At 50.8% G+C, this 17,494-nt stretch carries 16 protein-coding genes and 2 tRNA genes; 6 read left to right on the top strand and 12 right to left on the bottom strand.

Features of this window, described 5'->3' with window-relative positions; genetic code table 11:
• Positions 1 to 21: 21 nt before the first annotated feature.
• Both AC3WT9_RS25195 and AC3WT9_RS25190 read left to right on the top strand, forming a co-directional pair.
• Entirely contained in the window at positions 22 to 1,518 is a 1,497-nt protein-coding gene (locus AC3WT9_RS25195) for a response regulator (protein WP_341377337.1), read from the top strand.
• Between the two features lie 13 nt (positions 1,519 to 1,531).
• Complete coding sequence (locus tag AC3WT9_RS25190) at positions 1,532 to 2,269, top strand: spermidine synthase (protein ID WP_341089886.1); 738 nt, start codon at positions 1,532 to 1,534, stop codon at positions 2,267 to 2,269.
• Between the two features lie 30 nt (positions 2,270 to 2,299).
• Here the strand turns inward: AC3WT9_RS25190 and AC3WT9_RS25185 are convergent, their stop codons facing one another.
• The 3 genes from AC3WT9_RS25185 to AC3WT9_RS25175 form a co-directional block, all read right to left on the bottom strand.
• Positions 2,300 to 2,641 carry a nuclear transport factor 2 family protein gene (locus AC3WT9_RS25185; protein WP_341097547.1) on the bottom strand — a complete coding sequence of 114 codons (342 nt, stop codon included), beginning with the start codon at positions 2,639 to 2,641 and terminating at the stop codon, positions 2,300 to 2,302.
• Positions 2,642 to 2,856: 215 nt separating this feature from the next.
• Positions 2,857 to 3,744, bottom strand: a complete 888-nt coding sequence (locus AC3WT9_RS25180; RefSeq protein ID WP_492408047.1) for a protein kinase family protein — start codon at positions 3,742 to 3,744, stop codon at positions 2,857 to 2,859.
• A gap of 50 nt (positions 3,745 to 3,794) precedes the next feature.
• Positions 3,795 to 4,409, bottom strand: coding sequence for a hypothetical protein (locus AC3WT9_RS25175; RefSeq protein ID WP_341089883.1), 615 nt, complete (start codon positions 4,407 to 4,409; stop codon positions 3,795 to 3,797).
• Between the two features lie 306 nt (positions 4,410 to 4,715).
• Between AC3WT9_RS25175 and AC3WT9_RS25170 the strand changes: the two genes are divergently transcribed.
• Together AC3WT9_RS25170 and AC3WT9_RS25165 are read left to right on the top strand one after the other, a co-directional pair.
• Positions 4,716 to 5,468, top strand: coding sequence for a 3'-5' exonuclease (locus tag AC3WT9_RS25170; RefSeq protein ID WP_341089882.1), 753 nt, complete (start codon positions 4,716 to 4,718; stop codon positions 5,466 to 5,468).
• A gap of 220 nt (positions 5,469 to 5,688) precedes the next feature.
• Positions 5,689 to 6,453 carry a MerR family transcriptional regulator gene (locus tag AC3WT9_RS25165; protein ID WP_492408044.1) on the top strand — a complete coding sequence of 255 codons (765 nt, stop codon included), beginning with the start codon at positions 5,689 to 5,691 and terminating at the stop codon, positions 6,451 to 6,453.
• Between the two features lie 117 nt (positions 6,454 to 6,570).
• Here the strand turns inward: AC3WT9_RS25165 and AC3WT9_RS25160 are convergent, their stop codons facing one another.
• The 6 genes from AC3WT9_RS25160 to rbsK all read right to left on the bottom strand — a co-directional run bounded on the left by AC3WT9_RS25160 (position 6,571) and on the right by rbsK (position 11,958).
• The gene (locus AC3WT9_RS25160; protein ID WP_341089879.1) at positions 6,571 to 7,140 is read right to left on the bottom strand and encodes a PepSY domain-containing protein; all 570 of its coding nucleotides are present in this window, start codon (positions 7,138 to 7,140) and stop codon (positions 6,571 to 6,573) included.
• 106 nt (positions 7,141 to 7,246) lie between these two features.
• Positions 7,247 to 7,846, bottom strand: a complete 600-nt coding sequence (locus AC3WT9_RS25155) for a PepSY domain-containing protein (RefSeq protein WP_342481124.1) — start codon at positions 7,844 to 7,846, stop codon at positions 7,247 to 7,249.
• Entirely contained in the window at positions 7,843 to 9,207 is a 1,365-nt protein-coding gene (locus AC3WT9_RS25150) for a sensor histidine kinase (RefSeq protein ID WP_492408041.1), read from the bottom strand. Before AC3WT9_RS25150 ends, AC3WT9_RS25155 begins: the two co-directional genes overlap by 4 nt.
• Entirely contained in the window at positions 9,204 to 9,896 is a 693-nt protein-coding gene (locus AC3WT9_RS25145) for a response regulator transcription factor (protein WP_342481122.1), read from the bottom strand. The genes AC3WT9_RS25150 and AC3WT9_RS25145 overlap by 4 nt, the downstream gene beginning before the upstream one ends.
• A gap of 336 nt (positions 9,897 to 10,232) precedes the next feature.
• On the bottom strand, positions 10,233 to 10,997 hold the full coding sequence (gene aroD / locus AC3WT9_RS25140; protein ID WP_342481121.1) for a type I 3-dehydroquinate dehydratase: 765 nt from the start codon (positions 10,995 to 10,997) through the stop codon (positions 10,233 to 10,235).
• 43 nt (positions 10,998 to 11,040) lie between these two features.
• The gene (rbsK, locus tag AC3WT9_RS25135) at positions 11,041 to 11,958 is read right to left on the bottom strand and encodes a ribokinase (protein WP_492408207.1); all 918 of its coding nucleotides are present in this window, start codon (positions 11,956 to 11,958) and stop codon (positions 11,041 to 11,043) included.
• 442 nt (positions 11,959 to 12,400) lie between these two features.
• Here rbsK and glgP point away from each other — a divergent pair, with 442 nt between their 5' ends.
• Together glgP and katA are read left to right on the top strand one after the other, a co-directional pair.
• Positions 12,401 to 14,017, top strand: a complete 1,617-nt coding sequence (gene glgP / locus AC3WT9_RS25130; protein WP_341089871.1) for an alpha-glucan family phosphorylase — start codon at positions 12,401 to 12,403, stop codon at positions 14,015 to 14,017.
• 356 nt (positions 14,018 to 14,373) lie between these two features.
• Positions 14,374 to 15,831, top strand: coding sequence for a catalase KatA (gene katA / locus AC3WT9_RS25125; RefSeq protein ID WP_492408038.1), 1,458 nt, complete (start codon positions 14,374 to 14,376; stop codon positions 15,829 to 15,831).
• Positions 15,832 to 15,925: 94 nt separating this feature from the next.
• Here katA and AC3WT9_RS25120 read toward each other — a convergent pair whose 3' ends face one another.
• From AC3WT9_RS25120 to AC3WT9_RS25110, 3 genes are all read right to left on the bottom strand, one after another.
• Complete coding sequence (locus AC3WT9_RS25120) at positions 15,926 to 16,879, bottom strand: helix-turn-helix transcriptional regulator (protein WP_341089869.1); 954 nt, start codon at positions 16,877 to 16,879, stop codon at positions 15,926 to 15,928.
• A 372-nt stretch (positions 16,880 to 17,251) separates the two neighbouring features.
• Positions 17,252 to 17,322, bottom strand: a tRNA-Gly gene (locus AC3WT9_RS25115).
• 12 nt (positions 17,323 to 17,334) lie between these two features.
• A tRNA-Pro gene (locus tag AC3WT9_RS25110) sits at positions 17,335 to 17,408 on the bottom strand.
• Between the last annotated feature and the right edge of the window lie 86 nt (positions 17,409 to 17,494).

Raw genomic sequence — 17,494 nt, 5'->3', positions numbered from 1 at the left:
TTTCAAAAAGGGGGACTCGGCTTGCTGCGTATTGCGATTGTAGATGATGAAGTTCTAATTCGCGAAGGTCTGGCACGAATGATCAGCAAAGAGAGCAGCACCTTCGTTGTCGCCGGTATTTATCCGGACGGCAAACATTTGCTTGATGCGCTCCCCTCCCTCCACATTGACGTTGTTATAACCGATATCCGTATGCCGCAAATCGACGGGCTGGAGCTGATCCGGCAGCTTAAAGCAAACCACCCCGGAATTCGCAGCCTGCTGATGAGCGGATTCGTTGAATTTAATTATGCCCGGGAAGCTATCCGCAGTTCAGCGGTAGATTATCTGCTCAAACCTATCAACAAAGAACAGCTCTTCGAAGTGCTGTATAGTCTGGAGAAGGAGCAGAAGCTGTTACGGGAAAAAGAAGAATGCCAGCGTACCGGCCTGCTGCACTCCCTGCTGCATATCGAGGACCCCTCTGCCGTTCTTTTAAGCGGCCTTACCTTGCCCCAGCCTTATTTCACGGTCTATGCCCTTAAAGGAAGCTCCCGGGAAAAAGTCTGCGGAATTGCAGACAGTTTGCGGCAAGAGAAGGCGTTCGTCCTCGATACGCTGGAAGTGCAGAAAGGGCTGCGGGCATGGATCTGTTATTCCCCGCTGCCGCTCACCCCTGAAGAATCACGCCAAATCGGAGAGATTATCGGCGTTGCAAGCAAGGACCAGCGTCTCCATGCGGGAGCCAGCCGCTCCTACGATGACCCGGGCAAATTTAGAACAGCCTATCTTGAAGCCAAGCTGGCCTGCGATGCAGGGATTTATAATCCGCTGCCGCTGCATTATGTTACGATTAGAGAGCTCCAGACACCAGTGCAGGCTGCCGGTGATCCATTCCCTCCATTCCGGGAGCCGCTGATCCATGAGCTGCAGATTCTAAATGTGGCCGGGGTGCTGGAAGTACTGCACAAGCTATTCTCTGTGCTGGAGCTGCAGCAGGCTTATCCCGACTTGATCCTGCGCACTTGCCGGCAGGTCGAGGATACTGCCCGCAAGGAGCTGCAGGAATTTGAAGCGGTCTACCGAAAGGACTGCAGCCAGCGGCTGGAAGAGCAAATCGAAGCCTGCATGGCCTTTGCTGAAATTGAGGAACTCTTCACCTCCTCCTTCTTGGTCGCGCTGAACGAAATCCGCAAGCACCGGCTGGAGATGTCCGGTACGGCCATTGAAACGGTCAAGCGCTGGGTAGCGGCCCATTATAATCAGCATGCCGATTTGAACATGCTGGCCGGTATGGTGTTTTTGACGCCAAGCTATTTAAGCAAGCTGTTCAAGCAGGAGACTGGGCTGACCCTGACCGATTATGTAATTGAAATCCGCATCCGCAAAGCGAAGCAGCTGCTGAGGAATGCGCCGGATCTGAAGGTGCACGAGATCGGCACCGAAGTCGGCTATCCCGACCCTGCTTACTTCAACAAGCTGTTCAAGAAGGTTGTCGGTGTTACGCCGAACGAATATAAACGCATTTCGCTCGTATAAGGAGAATGATACCTTGCATCCAGAGTTCCTGAACTCAAAGAACACCCCCGAAATCCAGGTGTACGAAACGACAGAGTTATATGGCGAGAGAGGCAGATTCCGCGTGCTGCAGTTTTCGGGAGACGCTATTCAGGGTGCCCTTGATCTGGACCACCCCCGGCGGGTGGTCTTTGAATATCCGCGGGCAATGATCCATCTAATGGAGGCTGGCGAACCTTATTTCGAAGATGTATTCCTGATTGGACATGGGATTGGAACGATTGCCGGTTATTTTGCGGAGAAGCGCTTTAAAGTGGCTGAAGTGAATGCGGAGGTCGTGAAGCTAAGCCGGCAGCATTTTGGCTACAGCCAGGATAATGTCATTGTCGGGGACGGACGGCGCATTCTGGAGGGCGAGCCGGAACGCCGCTATGACTTCCTTCTTCTGGATGCCTTCACCGCTGACGGCACTCCCCGGCATCTGGTCTCCAGCGATTTCTTCGCCCTGGCCCGTTCTAAGCTGAACAGCCGCGGCTCCATCATCATGAACCTGATGGGCAGAAGCGAAAAGGACCGCCTGATAGGGGCCATCCACACGACTTTAGCTGGGGAATTCGCCTATATCAAAGCCTTTGCCCTCCCTTCGGAGGGCACCGCCGACATCCGCAATATCATCATCATGGGCAGCGGCAAGCCGATCCGCTATCAAACCCGGCAGATGGCCGGGTTTGTGGAAGTCACCCTTGGCCAGGGGCATGTGATCCGGGACTAAGCATGGACAACCTATATGTTTCAATTAACCTTATCCTCTCACCGGGGTTCCTTGATGAAAAAACATCTGCCACCGCCCATCCCTGAATTTCCAGATTGAACTGCGCAGTGTCTCTCCACCTGTCTCTTCGTTCATGATCCGGTAGGTGGCCAGCAAAGCCTCCCCGGATAACGGATGAAGTTCGAACCCGCTCAGGGTCATTCGGACCTCGCCCGCTCCTTCTTCCCCCAGCAAGTCCTGCTTATGCCATACCTTCCCGGAGCTTCCGAATTCAAAAAAATCGTCTGCCAACAGTCGCGACAGTTCATCCGGCGAAGTGCGCACCTCGGTGTTCAGCAGCTTCTCTTCCAGTTCACAGATCTGCTTGGCCATTGCGTTCAGTTCCTTGTATCCTAAGCCTTTTTTTTCAAGCACTGTAATCCTTCTTTCTGCCACTATTCGTACCCGGGAAATCTCGCACTACAATACACCGTTCATTCCACCAAATATCCGGCCAAAAACATTTTTGTTTTGCAGTGGATTTATTCGCAGCTCTCATTCGGTATTTCTCTTCCCGTTCGCAGATCTGTTTGTTCAGCGTAGATTTATTATCCATCGTTTGCTTCCTTCCTCGCCTTATCCCATTCCGCCTTGAACTCCGAGACACTCCGGTAACGCTGAGCCCGCTCTGGATCTACGGCCCGCAGCGCAACCTCGTACAGCTCCGGTCCCGCTTCCCATTTATCCCTGGAACGGTCACTTTCTCCACCCAGCAGTACGAAAGCAGCAGCCCCCATATTATATACATTGGTGATTTGGTCGATTGGGGCATCCATGAGGTATTCTTCCGGTGATTTGAACCGTTTGGAACCCCATAGCTGCTCTCCCATGCCGTTGAAGAAGGGCTTAGGTTGATAGAAATCAATATCGCAAATTGCTGTACGGTCCTTAGTGAAATCATAGAGAATGCTTCCGTCATAAAAATCTACAGCTACATATCCTTTAGACTCTATGTATTCATGAAAGCCAAAGATGACCTCCAGTGAATCCAGCCGTTTCTCCGTGGACAAGGCCCTATAGCGGTAAAAAGGCGATTCGGGATCACTATACTTGGCCGCTCCGCCAAAAGCCCCATGCGAATGCAGGCACTCGCCTTCCGTCCATTCAAAAACCACTGCATATCCCGTTTCCACAGGACCATGAGATAACAACTGGATTAGCGACGGATGCCGCAGCTCCTCATAGAGAGGAACCGCCTGAATCAATCTTTCAACCGCTTCCGCAGGATCACCATGGAATTGCATCGTTTTCGCTCCGGCGAACTTCACAAAAACCTTGCATCCGTCTTGCTCAACCCCAAAGCTGATATTTCCGGAATCCTGCTCATCAAACACCCGGAACACCCGCCCCATTGCGGTCAGCCAATCAAAAGAGTAGGCCTCCTGCAGTTGAAACGTAGCCTCGTCAATTACAAATCTATATCCGTTTCCGCTCATCGTCTGCCTCCTGTGCATTTGCTCTTCCCTTAAGTTTCATCAGCAGCCATTCAGGAACTGAAGTACAGCTCCAACATGGCAAAGCTCTGTTTCAGACTCAGGCTTCCATCTACCTCCAGCACTTTCAGCTTCCGTGCTTCAGCCTCCTCCTTCACCCTCGCTGCAAACAGGGCGTCCCGCTTCATCCAATTGCGGAATGCGATCCCAGAGTTCTCAGTCTCCTGCAATATGTCATGAATCCACTCCCGCCTGCTGTAATGCTCCCATTGGAACTGTTCCGTAGGGACAATCCAGATCGCCTTGTGATTATTCTTCATCAGTGGAGCTACGAGTCGGGGCAGCAGCTGGTTTCCTTCCACCACAACCGCTTTCTCTCCCATACGTGCCAGATCGAGCAGCACAAATGTGAAGTCCTCTTGGAAGCATTCGATATATGTATTCAGTTGCTCCTCAACTTTCCTTGTATAAAAAGCCTCGTTCATCGTCAGCCTGGTGACCCGGTGTATTGCAGGCTGCTGCTCCCGCGAAATCTGCTGCACATGCTCATGAAAGTGCTCATCGCAAGCATACAGCGCCAGCCCATATTTATCAGCGTACATTTTAGCCAGCGTGCTTTTGCCGGTACATGCCGAGCCGCCGATCCAGTAAATCTGTTGGTCCTGCATTACTGATCCTCCCACTGTTTAACTTGTTCGTAAGTATTAATCATTGACCTCCCCCAAAAATATATCAATTACAATTTCCCAATTCACGCCATCATGCTTACTTATTCTTCCAACCTTCTCCCTTATCCTTCTTCCCGTTTACCACGGCTCCTCATCACTCTTCAATACAAAAACAGCCTTAGCCGCACACCCCGGACGGCAATTTCCCGTCTTATTTCCCATTCCTCCGCTTTTTTTGCTAAAATAGAAGGGTCGGCGCATTCTTCAGCCTGTAAGGCGCCAGTCACTGAAACGGAGGCATTACCTGTGGATTATATTATTCTGGACATCGAATTCAACGGCCGCAAATTTGCCAGCGAGCATCCTATGGAGGTCATTGAGATTGGAGCCGTCCGGTTAGACGCTTCATTGCAAGTTAAGGATGAGTTCTCAGCCTTAATTAAACCTATATACTTCTCCACCCTGAATTCGTTCATTAAGAAAAAAACCGGCATTCCCCAAGAGGATATCGACGTCGCCGACCGTTTTCCCAAGGTCATTACCGCCTTTAGAGCCTGGCTGGATCAGAGCAGTGACGGAGTGCTGCTTCTAACCTGGGGCGGTGAGGATATGAAGCGGATCATTCAGGATATCCGGATGCACAAAATGGATGATTCTTACTGGATGGCTGCAACCTATTTTGATCTCTTGAAGGGCGTGCTTCGTGCCCGCGGCCTCAGCAATGATATCAGCGTCGAAGGTGCGATGACCCTGTTCGGGCTTGAGCCTTCCGGTTCCGCTCACCGGGCGCTGGACGATGCCAAGATGACCGCGGAGATTTTCCGCGCTGTCTTTAACGACCTGGATTTTGAGCGGTCCCAGCATTACAAGGACACCTTCTCCAACGCCAGAGAACGCAAGACAGTCAAGATCGCCATCAAGGCAATGATCTCACAAAAAATCGTTCCCACCTGGGAACTGGTCGCCGAACATTACTTCCCGGGTGAAGATGCGCTGGCGGATCCCCGGAAGCTGGCAGAGCTGCGGGAATATTTCACGGCACAGGTCGGCAAGAAATAATCCGGCTTCATGTGTAATACAAGGTTAGCAGCAGTTTCCTTAGTGGACATACTATGGGGAGCTGCTTTTTTTTTGAGCGATATTCCTCACAAAAAAGTGTTTGACCTTGCCGTTGCGTGAAGGTGTAGAGTGATCTTGTAAGCAGCAAGCCGCAGCTTACAAGTATGCAATTGGGTCCAATGATACTACGCTGAAACAAGTTATGGGAGGTACAGCTATTATGGAATACACGGTGCAAAAGCTGGGAGCTTTGGCTGGCATCAGTACGCGGACATTGCGCTATTACGATGAGGTTGGCATTCTCAAGCCGGCGAGAATCAACTCCTCGGGATACCGCATCTACGGACAGGCCGAGGTCGACCGGCTGCAGCAGATTCTTTTTTACCGGGAACTGGGCTTAAGCCTCGAAGGAATCAAAGAAATCGTGACCGCGCCGTCCTTTGATGGCACCCGGGCACTGCGGGAGCACCATGACCAGCTGCTTCAGCGGAGAGAGCAATTGGATCAATTAATCGCAAACGTCGAAAAAACACTGGCCCAAAATGAAGGGAGAATAACCATGAGCAATGAAGAGAAATTTGCAGGCTTTAAGCAAAAGCTGATTGAAGATAATGAGCGTACGTACGGACAGGAAGCCCGCACCAAATACGGGGAGGAGGCTGTTGAGAAGTCTAACCGCAAGCTGAAAAACATGACCGAAGAGCAGTATGCCGCCATCCAGCAGCTTGAAGCAGACATGTTCGCAGCCCTTGAGCAAGCGATGGAGGAAGGCGATTCCGCCAGCGAGCTGGCGCAGCAGGCCGCTGAGCTGCACCGCCAGTGGCTCACCTTCTACTGGGACACTTATACTAAAGAAGCTCACGCCCACGTAGCACAAATGTATGTGGATGACGAACGCTTTATCGCCTATTATGACAAGCACCGTCCGGGTCTGGCCGAGTTCCTGAGAGATGCTGTGCACGTCTATACAGGTACAAAGCAGTAGTCTTCCACTCCGCTTGCCCGGAGTGATAAAGCAGTTGTATGATATATAAAAGCGGGGCAGCCGATATCCGGCTGCCCCGCTTTTATATAGTGTTAATTCATCTACATTTTCATGGATTCAATCATCATCGTCATCAGAATCTACATCCGTATACAGAACCTTCGCAGTATAGGCATCGACTCCCACTTCGGTCGTCACTTTGCCGTTTCTGATCTCCACTTCATATACGAAACTTCCATTGTCCCCATCAAGGTCAATTTCAGTAACTGTACCCTTTGCGGAGGCAGAAGCCGCTTCTGCCGCTTTAGCTGCGCTGATCATCGTTCCGCTTTGTGATGTGGCTGACGCGTAGTTGTCATCATCGTCATCGTCATCGGTTTCTTTGCGCACGCTTAAGATTTTACCTGTGTAGGCATCAACCCGAACGTCTATTTCCTGGTTGTTATGACGGATCTCAACCTCGTAATACGAACCACTGATTCTCTCCTTCAGATCAATGCTCTCTACCCGGCCCTGTGCTGACTTCAGCGCATACGCCTCCGCCTTGTCCACGCCAATCAGTGTCTTGCTTTGACTTTGTGAAGCGGTCGATCCTGCGGAAGCACCCTGAACCTCGCTGATGCTGTATGCACCCCCGAACAGAATGGCTGCCGCCGCTACACTGCTCCATAATTTCATCTTCATCATTTATTGCCGCCTCCTCATGTTCAATCTGTGCTGCTCATGTATTCAATATACACGGCCCAAATGAGAGAAAGGCGGCAGTAACATTAGAAATTGATGAGAATTCTGCTTAAGGATGATCCTCATCCGGTTCTTCCCAAGCCACGGACATAATGTTTCCTGAGATCGCGTCCACCTGGACCACCGCTTCACGCCCATCCGTTGTGTTGACTTCCACCAGATAAAAGGCTCCTGATTCGTTAATTTCGGTATCCACATCATCCAGTTCTCCCGGCACCTCCTGCAGCGCCAGCTTGACTGCCTCGTCTTCCGACACTGCACGCGGAGCAGCCGGGGAAGGGGATGGCAAGGCGCTGCCGCCTGCCGGAGGGGCCGAAGAAGGCAATGGTGTGGGCCGGATCTCTGCGGAAGCCAGTGGCTCCAGCAGGACAATGGAAATAATCTCACCTGTTGACCCATCCAGCTCCAGCTCATAGAGGCCCTGGCCGGTTTTCAGCTCCGCTACATAGTTCCCGGATTGCAGGGTCAGTTTCTCTACGCTGCCGGAATACTCTTTCAGCACAGCCTGTTTCGCCTGCTCCTTCGTCAACAGCTGTGCAGACTGATTTGTGAATATTTTAAACGCAGCACTGGACAGAAGCAGCACGGCAGCAATAATAGTGACGGCTTTGTATATAATTTTTTTGCTCTCAGGTTTCTTTATTTTCATTGTCTTCCCCTGCTCTCAGCCGCAATTCGGATCATAACCGATGTTCCGGCGCCTTCCACACTCTCCATGGACAGCTTGGCTCCAATGGCTTCGGCAATTTCCGCAGCGAGTGACAACCCCAGCCCTGCTCCTCCGCCCTGGCGGCTTCTTGCCTCATCTACTCTGTAGAAGCGGTCGAACACTCTGGGCAGCTCCCCGCTCGGAATCCCGATGCCCCGGTCAGTAATGACAATGTGGCTCTCCTGCCCGGAGGCTCCAAGCGTGATGGTTATCGCTTCATCGCTGTATTTGCGGGCATTGTCCAAAAATATGAACAGCAGCTGTCGCAGCTTCGCTTCATCGCTGTATCCCTTGACCTCCCCCAGTGCATTGACGGTGATTTCTCTGCCATATGCATTGCGGAAGACTTTAGCCGATGCATTGGCCAGCTCTTGCAGATCAACAACCTTCATGGACAGATCCCATTGTTCGTGGTGCTTCGCCAGTAGCAGCAGTTGCTCGGTCAGTTCCTTCATCCGAATCGCCTCGGAATGGATGGCTTCAACGGATTCATTGAACAATTCAGGATGGGTAAGTCCCCGCCTTTTGAGCAGACTGGCGTAGCTTTCAATTACCGTCAGCGGAGTACGCAGCTCATGCGAGGCGTCGGACACGAATTTCTCCTGCTTCAAATAATTACTCTCCAGCAAAGCAATCATATCGTTGAACGTGCGCCCCATTTCAACCAGCTCATCTCTGGATGTGTCTTCCAGCGTTAGTCTGCTGAATTTCCCGCTGTCCTTGATCTCCCGCATCGTAGCTGTCATTTGCACAATGGGACGCATAATCAGCCCGGACAGCACACGGCTGGAGAGCAGCAGCGGAAGCAGTGCAAAGGCGGTTGCCCCCGCCAGCACAACCCGCAGCACGCGGAGCGTATTCATCGTACTCTCCAGGCTTTTGGTCATTTGGACATTCATCACCATCCCGTCTATCCAGATGACCGGAGTCGTCACGAAAGCATAGGAACGGCCATCCACCTTGATAATCTCACTAAGCTTGTCTTTATAATATACCGGCTTCAGCCGGCTGATCTCCTGTTCCGACGCCGAAGTCACGGGCGCCGGTCCGCTCCCGTCCGGAGCCAGCAGCCGGAGCATTCCCTCAATCGGCACGTACGCCCGGAGCAGCTCAGGGGCAGCCACACCGGTTCCAACTCTTCGCATATCGGCAGAGATTTTGGCAGTCTCGGCAGCGGCCTGATCCAGCTGATTATCTGTCGACAACCGGCTGAACATAAAGTAAATGACGAGGTTCATAATGACAAGGAGTACAGCAAACAGCACGCTGGAATAAAGATAAATTTTGCTCCGCAGCTTCATGGGGAGTCCTTCAGGACATACCCGATGCCCCGGACGGTATGAATAAGCTCGCTCTGATCCCCTTGGGTAAGTTTTTTACGGACATAACGGATATACACATCTACGACATTGGTATCACCGTAATAATCGTACCCCCAAACCGCGGTCATAATCTGTTCTCTATTCAGCACCTGGCGCTTGTTCTTCAGCAAGAACACCAGCAGATCGAACTCCCTCGGGGTGAGATCAATCGTTCTGCCAGCCCGAACAACTTCACGCGTGGATTCGTTCAGCTCAAGATCATCCGCTTTAAGCCAGCTGCCTGTCTCCTCAATGTTTCGGGCAGACGCAAGCCGCAGCGCAGCGCGGACACGCGCCAGAAGCTCCTCAATTTGAAAGGGCTTGGTGATATAGTCATTTGCCCCAAGGTCAAGACCGGATACTTTGTCTTCCACCGAGCTTTTGGCAGTCAGCATCAGTACAGGGGTAAGCGCATCATTGACCCGGATACGGCGCAGCAGCTCAATTCCGCTGAACCCTGGGAGCATCACATCAAGCAGAAGGAGGTCCGGCTGCTGTGCCTGATAGATTTCAAGCGCCTGATGGCCGCTGCCCGCAATAAATACGCGATAGCCCTCACATTCCAGCTCAATCTGCAGCAGCCGGGCGATTTTTTCTTCATCCTCCACGACCAGGATGGATTCCGTCATTGGCAGTTCTCCCTTTCTTCATTCCGCAAATAGATGATTTAACTACTTGGCTGCCTTCATTGTAGGGCATAACCGGGCGCTGATTCAAACCCTGCTGTACCCTGAAGATGATTTATAGCGTGAACCATATATATGTTTAACTATTAACTATCAAGTGGAAACGGATACCGTCCTCAGAAGGACGGTATCCGTTTCAGCGAGAAATAGAAGGATAATTTATAGCGTGAAACATATAAATCCTTATATTTGCAATAAAAAGGTGTTCCCGCCGTTTCACTGGCTTAGAACACCCCATTCTAATTGTTTCTATTACTGCCGGACAATAAATGAACAGTTCTATAGGCTGCGGTGTAGCAGCTCCAGCACCTTCCGCAGCTCGGCAACCGCCACCTGTCCAGGGGCAGATGGCTTATGGGCCGCGCCGAAGGTAAGCGCAGAGCCGAAGATTTCCCCGGCTAGGCGGCTGATTACGCCCTCCCCGGCCATGGACATCGTAATAATCGGACGGTCCGCATACAATTCCTGCATCCGGTTTGTCGCAGCCAGCAGTGTCAGCACATCTGCCGCGCTGCATGGCATAACGGCGATCTTCGGCAGATCGCCGCCCAGCTCCTGAGCCTTGCGCAGCCGGGACACAATCTCCTCCTCGGGAGGTGTTCCCTGAAAATCATGGTTCGACACAATCACGAACACCCCGCAGTCATGCGCGGCAGCGATAAGCGCCTGCACATCAGCTTCCTCATTGAACAGCTCCACATCAATGATATCGACGAGTCCACTCGCGGCTGCAGCCTTATTCAGCCGGATATAATCCTCCGTGGCGATCTGCCGCTCCCCGCCTTCTCTGGCGCTGCGGAACGTGAAAATTAGCGGAAGGTCCGGAAGACACGCCTGGATCATTTCCAGTACTTCCGTAACTGCCTCAATATTGTCCACTCCGGCAAAAAAATCGCTCCGCCACTCCACCACATCCGGTGCCAGAGCTTTCAGTGCCTCCGCTTCTTCCTTCAGCTCGGTCAATGTTGCTCCGATCAGCGATACGCAAATCTTGGGCATTCCCTCGCCCAGAGTCACATTCTTAACCGTTACAGTGCCGCTCATTTACTTCAGCTCCTCATCTATCCGATCTATATCTATCCCTGGCTTACCGTTCAGCTGTTTCTTTCAGGAACTGCTCGACCTCCGGCAGCTTCGGCAGCGACGGAATTGCCCCTTCTTTGCCTACAGCCAGCGCACCAACTGCATTGGCGAACCTCACTGCTTCTTCCAAGGCCACACCGCGGGTCAGTTGGTAAGCCAGCGCACCGTTAAAGGAATCGCCTGCCGCAACCGTATCGACCGCCTGTACCGGGTATCCGGTAATATGCTGCGCGTTGCCGGATTCATTCACGAGCAGCGCCCCCTTGGAACCCAGAGTGACAATGACGTTCCGCACCCCTTTCCCCAGCAAAATACGCGCCGCCTGCTCAGCCGTCTCCGTATTATTTACTTCAATGCCGGACAGGATTCCCGCTTCGGTTTCGTTCGGGGTCAGATATGTCACATGTCTCAACATTTCCTGGCTAAGCTCTCTGGCCGGAGCCGGATTCAGAATGACCGGAATGCCGTGACGCTGCGCAATAGAAGCCGCCTGTTCACACATCGGAAGATCCGTCTCCAGCTGCATCACAATCATTTCAGCTCCGCTGATTACGTGCTCAAGCGCCTGAATATCCGCTGGACCAAGTTCAATATTCGCTCCCGGCACAACAATAATCCGGTTCTCCCCTTCTCCATCGACCACAATTGACGCGACGCCGGTAGCCTGCGAGTTACTCTGGGCAATATGCCGGACATCAATATGCTCCTGCCGCATAATCTCCAGCAGTTCACTGCCAAAGGCATCCCGGCCGACACTTCCGATCATGGCTACCTCGGCACCAAGACGCGCTGCGGCTACTGCCTGATTGGCGCCTTTCCCTCCCGGTGACAAGGCGAAGCCTTGTCCAAACAAAGTCTCCCCGGCTTCGGGGGCGCGGCTGGTGCGTACCACCATATCCATATTCAAACTTCCGATCACCACTATACTCAAGCTTTACACCACCATTAGTTATTTTGAACAATCGGGATTTACAACCTATACTTATCTTAAGCCGCTGCGGCCATAATTTGTCCGCTTTCGGTATAGAACCTGAATATCCTTACGGCCGGAACCATGCTAAACTGTCACTCTTACATCCATATAGCCCGCTTCAGCAGCATAATCACTTCAAAGGGGATATTGTCCCTTCCTTATCTTATGGCCTGAAGCCCTCTTTATCAAACTTTTCTGTTTAGTATTTTCTTGAATCCTTATGTTTGTTCTTCACAAAAACTTCGTTATGCTTTTTGACTGCAAGTGTGCTAGAATAGATGTGCAATCGCTTCCAGGGAAGACTACATCATTTTGAGCAAACGTTTGCACCTTAGATTGAGCCTACAGCAATACCAGATTATAATCTAATTCGTATTAGGAGGCTTATCAAGTGAACGAGAACCAATTACCGTCAGTTGCTTATTTCAGCATGGAGTATGGCCTGCATTCCGATTTCAAAATGTACGCCGGAGGCCTGGGCATCCTGGCCGGAGATTACATCAAGGGCGCGAAGGATATCAACGCTCCTATCATTCCAATCGGACTGAAGTGGAAGCAAGGGTACACGGATCAAAAGATTGATGCCCACGGCAATCCGTATGACTCCTATCACAACTATGTTTATGATTTCCTTGAAGATACAGGGGTTAAAGTAACGGTTAAAGTAAGAAAAATCGATGTTGTCTGTAAAGTGTGGAAGACTGAGCAGTTTGGCAACAGTCCGCTGTACCTGCTGGACACGGATATTCCCGAGAACAGCGATGCCTGGATTACAGGCCAACTGTACGGCTGGTTCGGCGAAGAGCGGATCGCTCAGGAAATCGTTCTTGGGATTGGCGGCGTTAAAGCGATGCGTGCACTGCAAATTCCAATTGATGTCTATCACTTCAATGAAGGACATGCGGCACTGGCCGCCATCGAGCTGATCCGTGAAAAAATGTCCGGCGGCAGTACCTTTGAGGAAGCCTGGAAAGCTACCCGTGAAGAGGTTGTGTTCACTACCCATACACCCATCAAGGAAGGCAATGAAACGCATCCGCTCGACCGCCTCGAGTATATGGGCGCATTCAATGGCTTAACCCGCGATCAAATGGAACGCATTGGTGGAGATCCTTTCAATATGACCGTAGCCGGTCTGCGGTTGTCGCGCATTTCTAATGCAGTGGCCCAGCTTCACGCTGATACTGCGAACAAAATGTGGAAGGAAGTTGCCGGCAGATCAGAGATCATCGGCATTACCAATGCCATTCATACCCCTACCTGGGTGGACGAACGGATTACCCGCACCTTTGAGGAGAACGGCGATCTTTGGGCCACGCATAAAGAAATTAAAAATGAGCTGGTCGGGTTCATTGAAGAACGCTCCGGCATCGCCCTGAATGCGGACAATCTGCTCATCGGCTTCTCCCGCCGCGCCGCTCCTTACAAACGCAGCGACCTGATTTTCTCCCAGCCGGAAGTCATTGAGCCTTACCTGAAGGACGGCAAAATCCAAATCGTCTTCTCCGGCAAAGCCCACCCGTTGGATGACAATGGCAAAAAAATTGTCAGCAATCTCGTGGCGATGATGAAAAAATATCCGAAAAGTGTCGTTTTCCTGGAAAACTACGATATGACCATTGGGGCACAGCTGACCCGCGGCTCCGACATCTGGCTCAACAATCCGCGCAGACCGCTGGAAGCCAGCGGCACCTCCGGGATGAAAGCGGCTATGAACGGAGTCCTCAACTGCTCGATTCTGGATGGCTGGTGGCCGGAAGCCTGCATCGACGGCGAGAACGGCTGGCAGATTGGCGACGGCTTCGAGACCACCGATTTCGAAGTGCTCGACAAGCATGACAGCGACGCGCTTTACGACACCCTCTTGAACCGCGTACTCCCTACCTTCTATGACAACCGGGAGAAATGGGTACAAATGATGCGCAAGAGCATCGAGACCACCCGTGTTGAATTCGCGAGCAAACGTATGCTGGATGAATATTACAGCAGAATGTATATCAAAGACTAAGCAGCGTATTTTTTAGCGTCAGTTTTTAGTTATACTACTGCTCTGACACTTTAGCCTATCCTGCCTTTTCCCCTGCTCCCGTCCGCTGCTGCGGATGGGAGTTATTTGCAATTAGATTCCCCTTACTTTTCAACGACATTCATAAATATCCTTTACTACACCCTTGTTAACTTAGGGACTACAACTCAAGCTTCTTTCATCGGACGTGCCTCCTTTCCCATTATCATGATTCCACCCAATTCCGCATATTGTTAATTAAAATTATTATAAAAAAGAATTGCTTTTCCCGTTTTATTTGTTATTATAGAACTTATACTAAATCTAATATCAAATCCTATTACGAGGTGATTGTATTCATGAGTCAGAGCAATAACAAACTTACAACAAGCTGGGGTGCCCCTGTCGGAGACAACCAGAACTCAATGACCGCAGGCTCCCGTGGACCTACCTTACTGCAGGATGTTCATCTGCTGGAGAAATTGACCCACTTTAACAGGGAGCGTGTTCCTGAACGTGTTGTCCACGCCAAAGGAGCCGGTGCTCATGGATATTTTGAAGTCACTCAGGATTTGTCACAATATACCAAGGCAGCATTCCTGTCCGAAGTCGGCAAACGCACGCCAATGTTCATTCGCTTTTCCACCGTTGCCGGAGAGCTGGGCTCTTCCGATACGGTCCGTGATCCACGCGGGTTTGCAGTAAAGTTCTACACGGAAGAGGGGAATTATGATCTCGTCGGCAACAATACACCGGTCTTCTTCATTCGCGATGCGATCAAATTCCCGGATTTCATCCATACCCAGAAACGTCACCCGCAGACTCATTTGAAGAATCCGAATGCTGTTTGGGATTTCTGGTCTCTATCTCCTGAATCCCTGCATCAGGTAACCATTCTTATGTCCGACCGCGGCATCCCGGCTACACTTCGCCATATGCACGGGTTCGGCAGCCACACCTTCAAATGGGTGAATGCCGAAGGCAAGGCTGTCTGGGTGAAATACCATTTCAAAACTGAACAGGGCGTAAGAAATCTTGATGTAAATCTGGCAGCACAAATTGCCGGGGAGAACCCGGATTATCATACAGAGGATTTGTTCAACGCAATTGATAAAGGAGATTTCCCGGCATGGAAACTGCATGTGCAGATTATGCCTGTAGAGGATGCCGACACGTACCGTTTCGACCCATTCGATGTGACCAAGGTATGGTCGCAGAAGGATTATCCATTAATTGAGGTTGGCCGTATGGTCCTGGACCGCAATCCGGAGAATTATTTCGCAGAAGTAGAGCAGGCTACCTTCTCTCCGGGTTCTTTTGTTCCAGGCATTGAAGCATCCCCCGACAAAATGCTGCAAGGCCGCCTATTCGCCTATGCCGATGCCCACCGCTACCGGGTAGGTGCGAATCATAACCAGTTGCCGATTAACCGGCCTATTGCCGAGGTCAACAACAATCAGCGTGACGGTGCAATGAACTCTGGCAGCAACGGCGGCAGTTCTGTCTATTACGAGCCTAATAGCTTCGGCGGAGCAACGGAATCTCCGCAGCATAAACCAGCGCCATACAATGTTTCCGGTCAGGCAGACAGTGTCCCTTATGATCACGATGATCATTATACACAAGCCGGCGACCTCTACCGGCTGCTGAGCGAAGAGGAACGTGCGCGTCTTGTCCGCAATATTGTCGGTGCCATGACTCCTGTCGAGTTCGACGAGATCAAAATCCGCCAGATCGGCCACTTTTACAAAGCCGATCCTGAATTCGGTCAGCGCATCGCCGAAGGTCTGGGCTTTCCTGTACCTCTAGCTGAATAAAATCATATGCAAAACCCCGGACCTTGAGGTTCGGGGTTTCTTGTTGCCCTAAAAATGACGGTGTTTAGATCAGGAACAAGAGGATACTGTACTCCTATTCCCTATAAATACTCATCCAATGCTCCAGCCGGTGCTTTAGCTCCACTCTGGCCGAAGTCGGCTCCAGGATTTCGGCATTTGGCCCGTATTGCAATATCCACTTCATGAACTCTTTTTCATTGTTCACAGTCACTTCGAACAGCAGACTGCCATCCGGCTCATCGCTCATCCGCGGATGAACGAACAGTTCCTCTTCCTTTATATAACGCGCAATCTCCGGCTGGAACCGCACCTTGAACTTTATGTTTTTATTGCCGCGGTCGATGGACCAGGTATTTTTCAAATATTTCTTAATATTGAAGTTCCCCTTGTCGAAGCTCGCCTCCATTACCTCCACGTCCAGAAAACGGCTGATTCTGAAGGTTCGGATGGCCTTTTTAAGGTGGCAATACCCAATGAGGTAAAAGCGCTGATCCCGCGGAATCAAATAATAGGGATCGATCTCACGTTCCGTTGTCGCATCGCGCGACTGCGAGTGATATACAGCTCGGATCCGGCGCTGCTCCAGAATCGCCCCGATAATCGGCTGCAGAAAGTTCCGGCTTTCTTTACGATAGGCGGGTGTGCCCATCTGAATGATGTCAGCAATGTTCTCCAGAATCCCGTTCTGCCTGGATTTCTCCTTCATATGTGTACCCATTACTTTGTCATAAGCTGTATGGAAACCCGGAGGGATTTTGTCCTCATTGAGTACAGAAGGCAGAAGAGAGAATGCCAACGCTTCCTGCTCGGAAAAATCAAGCGGATAGAGAAAAAACTTGCCAAGAAACTTATAGCCAGTGCCTCTACCCTCATTCGTAACGGGCGCAAAATGGCTGATGATCTCAAGATCCCTGTAGATCGTTCTAACGTTCACATCACATCTGAAAGCCAAATCTGTCGCCGTAATACCAGGATTAGATTGAATCGCATTAATAATTCTGAAGATTCGAATTACTTTATCTGTCATTTGAGCTGCTCCTTAATACTTCCTGATCATTGAAGCCCGATCTCGTAAATCTAATATACCAGCTTCACAGACCCGTTGGCTGTCACGAAACACACTTTCCGGCAAACAAAAAAACACGAAGGAACTATCTCCCAACGTGTTCGTCAAGCTACTATTAATTAGTTTGCTTTCCCTTTGCGATTAGCTATTGATCAAATGTATTCTCAACTCTTTCAGATAAAGTAAAGTAAGCAGTCCAGATTAGATTTTTTATTGGGTAATGTCCCACTCTAACTTTAATTTCACTAGACTGTAGCTGCTGCATGACTCTTGAGCACAAAGTACAAAAAAAAGCCTTGCATATCGCAGGCTTCTTTTGTGGATTATTCTTTAAGCGGGTGATGGGAATCGAACCCACGCTATCAGCTTGGAAGGCTGAAGTTCTACCATTGAACTACACCCGCATAGGTGTACAATCGGGATGACACGATTTGAACATGCGACCCCCTGGTCCCAAACCAGGTGCTCTACCAAGCTGAGCTACATCCCGTTGGTATTAAAAAATGGCGCGCCCTGAGAGATTCGAACTCCCGGCCTTTTGATTCGTAGTCAAACGCTCTATCCAGCTGAGCTAAG

It is taken from the genome of Paenibacillus sp. EB106-06-01-XG199, from assembly GCF_058791575.1.
This window is presented reverse-complemented; position numbering and strand designations above follow the sequence as displayed.